Raw genomic sequence first — 5,607 nt, 5'->3', positions numbered from 1 at the left:
GTCCTCGCGGTCGTACGCGGCAGCGCCATCAACCAGGACGGCGCGAGCAACGGGCTCACCGCACCCAACGGCCCCTCGCAGGAGCGCGTCATCCGTGACGCGCTCGCCGCCGCCGGCCTCGCCCCCGCCGATGTGGACGCGGTCGAGGCACACGGCACCGGCACCTCGCTCGGCGACCCCATCGAGGCGAACGCCCTGATCGCCACCTACGGCCAGGAAAGGGACGGCCAACAGCCGCTCCTGCTCGGCTCGTTGAAGTCGAACATCGGCCACGCGCAGGCCGCCGCCGGTGTCGGCGGCATCATCAAGATGGTGCAGGCGATGCGGTACGAAGCCCTGCCCAAGACCTTGTACGCCGACGAGCCCTCAAGCCGCATCGACTGGGACATGGGCGCCGTGGAGCTGCTCACCGAGGCCCGCGCCTGGCCCAGGAACGGCGACCGCCCGCGCCGCGCCGGCATCTCCTCCTTCGGCTTCGGCGGCACCAACGCCCACGTCGTCATCGAGGAGGCACCGGCCGCCGAAACCGCTCCGGACCCGTCCTCTTCCCCGGCCCCCGACAAGCCCGCACAAGCGGCTGCGCCACCGGCGACGGCGCTGCCGGGCGCCCCCTGGCTCGTCTCCGCCAAGGACGAGGCGGCCCTGCGCGCCCAGGCGGCCCGGCTCGTGACGTACCTGGAGAGCGAGGGCGCCGATGTGGCGCGGCTCGACGTGGCGTTCACCCTGGCGACCCGGCGCACCGCCTTCGACCACCGCGCCGCCGTCACCGGGAGCAGCCGCGACGAACTGCTCACCGAACTACGGGCGTTCGCGGACGGCGGCAGCCACCCCGGCGTCGTCACCGGCACCCGAGTTCCCGGCAAGACGGCCTTTCTCTTCACCGGTCAGGGAGCCCAACAGCTCGGCATGGGACGGGAGTTGTACGACACCTTCGCCGTCTTCGCGGACGCCTTCGACGCCGTGCTCGCGCACATGGAAGGTCTCGGCCTGCGAGAGGTGATCTGGGGCGAGGACGGGGAGCGCCTGGCCCGCACCGAGTTCACCCAGCCCGCCCTGTTCGCCTTCGAGGTCGCGCTGTACCGCCTGCTGGAGTCATGGGGGATACGCCCCGACCACCTGGCCGGACACTCCATCGGTGAGATCGCGGCCGCCCACGTCGCCGGGGTCCTCTCCCTCGCCGACGCCGCCCGGCTGGTCGTCGCACGCGGAAAGCTGATGCAGGCGCTGCCGGAGGGCGGGGCGATGGTGGCGCTGCGGGCCACCGAGGACGAAGTCGCCCCGCACCTCACCGACCAGGTCACCCTCGCCGCGGTCAACGGCCCGACCTCCGTGGTCGTCTCCGGCGACGAGACCCAAGCGCTCGCCATCAAGGCGCACTTCGAGAGCGAAGGCCGCAAGACGACCCTCCTGAAGGTCAGCCACGCCTTCCACTCGCCGCTCATGGACCCGATGCTCGCCGCGTTCGAGGAAGTCGCCCGCACCCTCACCTACAGTGAGCCGCGCATCCCGGTCGTCTCCAATGTGACCGGCCGCCGGGCCACCGAACTGACCGACCCGGCCTACTGGGTACGCCATGTCCGCGAGGCGGTCCGCTTCGCCGACGGCGTCAAGGCCCTCGACGCGGCGGGCGTGACGACCTTCGTCGAGATCGGTCCCGACGCCACCCTCACCGCACTCGCGCAGGAGAGCGCCCAGGGCCGCGCCGTCGCGCTGCAGCGCCGCGGCCGTGCCGAGGCGCCCGCACTGCTCGGCGGCATCGGCGCGCTGCACACCGCGGGCGTCACGGTCGACTGGGCGGCCTGCTTCACCGGCACCGGGGCCGCCCCCGCCGACCTGCCCACCTACGCCTTCCCGCGCGAACGCTACTGGCTCGACGCCGCCGCGGGACCGGCCGTCGCCAGTGGCCTCGGCCATCCGGTGCTCACCGGCAAGGTCGAACCCGCCACCGGCACCGGCATGCTGTTCAGCGGCCGGTTCGGGCTCCGTGGCCAGCCGTGGCTCGCCGACGACATCGTGACCGAGACGCCCGTCGTGCCCGCCGCCGCCGTCGTCGACCTGGCCGTTCGCGCGGGGGACGAGGTCGGCGCACCCACCCTGGCCCGGCTCACCCTCACCACCCCGCTCGTGCTGCCCCGCGCCGCCGACCTGGAACTCCAACTCGCCCTGGAGCAGGGCGGAAACGGTCGGTACGCCTTCGTCCTGTACGCCCGCCCCGACACCGCGGGCACCGGCGAGGCCACGCCGTGGACCCGGCACGCCGAAGGCGAGCTGGCCCCGGCCGCGGCGGTCGCACCCGGTGGCGGGCCCGAGGCCGAAGGGCCGGGCTTCGTCGTCGAGGCGGCCGAGGAACTGACCGTGCAGGGCGCGGGCCACGGCCTGCACCCGCACCTCCTCGACACCGCCGTACGCGTCGGTGACCTCCTCGACATCGCCGGGCAGCTGCCCCAGGGCACGGTACGGGTCCCGGCCGACTGGTCCGACGTACGACTGCACGCGACCGGCGCCACGGCCGTGCAGGTGCACTGGAAGGACCTCGGCGACGGGGCGGTCGCGCTGCGCCTCAACGACGACTCCGGGGCGCCCGTACTCACCGTGGGACGGCTCCGCTACCGGGACCTGCCCTACAACGACTTCGTCCCAGCCGACCCCGCCCTGCCGCTGCACCACATCGAGTGGGAGTCCACGCCGCTGCCCGCCCCCCGGCTCCCGGTGCGCTGGGGCGTACTCGGCGCGCACGGGGCCGGCACGGGCACCACCGCGGCCCTGGTCCTCGACAGCGTAGCCGCGGCCGCCGAGGCTGCCGCGGCCTCGGCCGTCGACGCCGTACTGCTCTGGGCAGGTCCCGCGGACGACGAGCAGGACGGTGCCCTCGCCGACGCAGGCGGTGCCGACGGTGCCGCAACGCTCGCCGCGCTGCACCGCCGCGTGCACCGCGTGAGCACCGCCGTACGGGAGTGGACGGCCGACGAGCGGCTCGCCGAACTGCCGCTCGTGGTCCTCACCCACGGCGCCGTACCGGCCGCCGACCTGCCCGTGACCGACCTCGCGGGCGCCGCCGCCTGGGGTCTGGTGCGCTCGGCCCGCGCCGAGGCACCGCACCGCCTCGTCCTCGCCGACCTGGACCTGCCGCTGCCCGCGGCATCCGCACCTACCGCCGTGGAAGCGGCCGCGACGACCGCTCTCGCCGCGGTCCTGGAGGCCGCGGAGTCGGAGGCCGCCATCCGGGCCGGTGAGGTCCGGGTGCCCCGCGCGCGCCGCGTCCCCGAGGCGGCGGACCCCGCCGTCACCCTGAACCCGAGGGGCACCGTCCTGATCACCGGCGGCACCGGCGCGCTCGGCGCGCTGACCGCCCGCCACCTCGTCGCCGCACACGGCGTGCGCCACCTGCTCCTCGTCAGCCGACGCGGCCCCGCCGCCCCCGGCGCCGCCGAACTCATCGCGGAACTCGCCGAGTCGGGGGCCACCGCACGCGCCGTCGCCGGCGACGTAAGTGACCGGGACGCGCTCGCCCAGGTGGTCGCCGCCGTCCCCGCCACCCGCCCCCTCACCGGCGTCGTACACGCCGCCGGAGTCGTCGACAACGCCCTGCTCGGCGCCCTCACCCCCGAGAGCGCCGCCGCGGTGCTCCGCCCCAAGGCCGACGCCGCCTGGCATCTGCATGAGCTGACCCGCGACAAGAATCTCGCCGCCTTCCTGCTCTTCTCCTCCAGTACGGGAGTCATCGGAGGCCCCGGCCAGGCCGGGTACGCGGCCGCCAACGCCTTTCTCGACGGCCTCGCCGCACACCGGTCCGCGCAGGGACTGCCCGCCACCTCCATCGCCTGGGGCCTTTGGGACCTGCCCGGCTCGATCGGCGACGTCGGCGACGCGGGCCGGGACCGGTACGCACGGGAAGGCTTCAGGCTGATCGACCTGCGCGACGGCACCCGGCTGCTGCGGGCCGCCCTGGCCGACAGCCCGGCCAGGCTCCTCGCGCTGCCCGTGGACGCCACCGCGATGCGGACCTACGGGCGGGTCCCCGGCCTGATGCGCACCCTCGTCGGAACCGGCACAGGGCGCCGCGCCGTCACCAGCACCGCGGCCACCGGCGCCGTCGAGCCGCTCGCCGACCGGCTGGCCCAACTGCCCGAACAGGAACGGCGGGAGACCCTCCTCGACCTCGTACGCGCGCAGATCGCCACCGTACTCGGCCGGACCGGGGCGCACTCCGTCGATGCCGGACATCCCTTCAAGGAGCTCGGCTTCGACTCCCTGACCGCCGGCGACCTGAGCAAGCGGCTCACCGACAAGATCGGCGTACGGCTGCCCTCCACCGTCCTCTACGACTACCCCAACCCCCTGGCGCTCACCGTCCATCTCCTCGATCGCCTCGACCTCGGCGAGAGTGCGGGGGGCGACACCCTGGCTGAACTCGACCGCCTGGAAGAGGCCCTGGCAGCCGCGGACGACGACGCGACGACCCGCAGGGCCGTCGCGGAACGGCTGCGGACACTGCTGTCGCGGTTCGCGGAGCCGGATGACCCCGGCGCGGCGGAGCAGGACGCCGCGCAGTCCCTGGAGTCGGCCTCCGCCTCGGAGATCTTCGACTTCATCGACAACGAACTGGGCCGCTCCGTGCACTGACCCCAGGCCCCCCAGGACCCAGGGCGCCTTGGCTGCGCCTGCCGAACCGAGGAGAGATTGATCCGGCATGTCGAACCAGTCCAAGGCCAATGCCTCCGCCCCCGGCCAGCCGAAGGGCCCGGCCGATGAGGAGAAGCTGGTCGAGTACCTGAAGTGGGTCACGGCCGATCTGCACAAGGCCCGACGACAGCTCGCCGACCTGGAGGCGGCCCGCACCGAGCCCATCGCCGTCATCGGCATGGCCTGCCGCTTCCCGGGCGGGGTCGCCTCCCCGCAGGACCTGTGGCAACTGGTGCGCGAGGGCCGCGACGCCATCTCCGAGTGGCCCGCCGACCGCGGCTGGGACATCGAGGGCCTGTACGACCCGGAGCCCGGCCGGCCCGGAAAGTCGTACACCCGCGAAGGCGGTTTCCTCGACGGTGCGGGCGACTTCGACGCCGCGTTCTTCGGCGTCTCGCCGCGCGAAGCGCTCGGCATGGACCCGCAGCAGCGGGTCCTCCTGGAGACCGCCTGGGAGACCTTCGAGAGCGCGGGTCTCGACCCCGAGGCCCTGAAGGGCTCACGGACCGGTGTGTTCGCCGGGCTCGTCGAGCAGAGCTACCTCGAACGTGAGGGCCCCGAAGAGCTCGAGGGCTATCTCATGACGAACAAGCTCAGCAGCGTCGCCTCCGGCCGGATCGCCTACACCTTCGGTTTCGAGGGCCCCGCTGTCTCCCTCGACACGGCCTGCTCGTCGTCGCTCGTCGCCCTGCACATGGCGGTGCAGTCGCTGCGCTCGGGCGAGAGTGACCTCGCCCTCGCCGGCGGCGCCACCGTGACCGGATCGCCCAGCGCCTTCGTCGACTTCTCCCGGCAGCGCGGCCTCGCCCCCGACGGCCGCTGCAAGTCCTTCGCGGCCGCGGCGGACGGCACCGGATGGAGCGAGGGCGTCGGCCTGCTCCTGGTCGAGCGGCTCTCCGACGCCCGCCGCAACGGACATGAGGT

The 5,607-nt window shown here is 74.1% G+C and carries 2 protein-coding genes; both read left to right on the top strand.

The genetic code is table 11. The annotated features are described in order from the left end of the window. Positions 1-4,623: type I polyketide synthase (locus tag AC5P1C_RS43340; protein ID WP_493871527.1), on the top strand; the 4,623-nt coding region annotated here is incomplete at its 5' end. 67 nt (positions 4,624-4,690) lie between these two features. Beyond that, positions 4,691-5,607, top strand: a 917-nt coding sequence (locus AC5P1C_RS43335) for a beta-ketoacyl synthase N-terminal-like domain-containing protein (protein ID WP_493871526.1), incomplete at its 3' end; no start/stop codon positions are given.

This window comes from Streptomyces sp. A18 (genome assembly GCF_059026065.1).
Note: the sequence above shows the minus strand (reverse complement) of the source record. Positions and strands in the feature narration are given on the sequence as shown.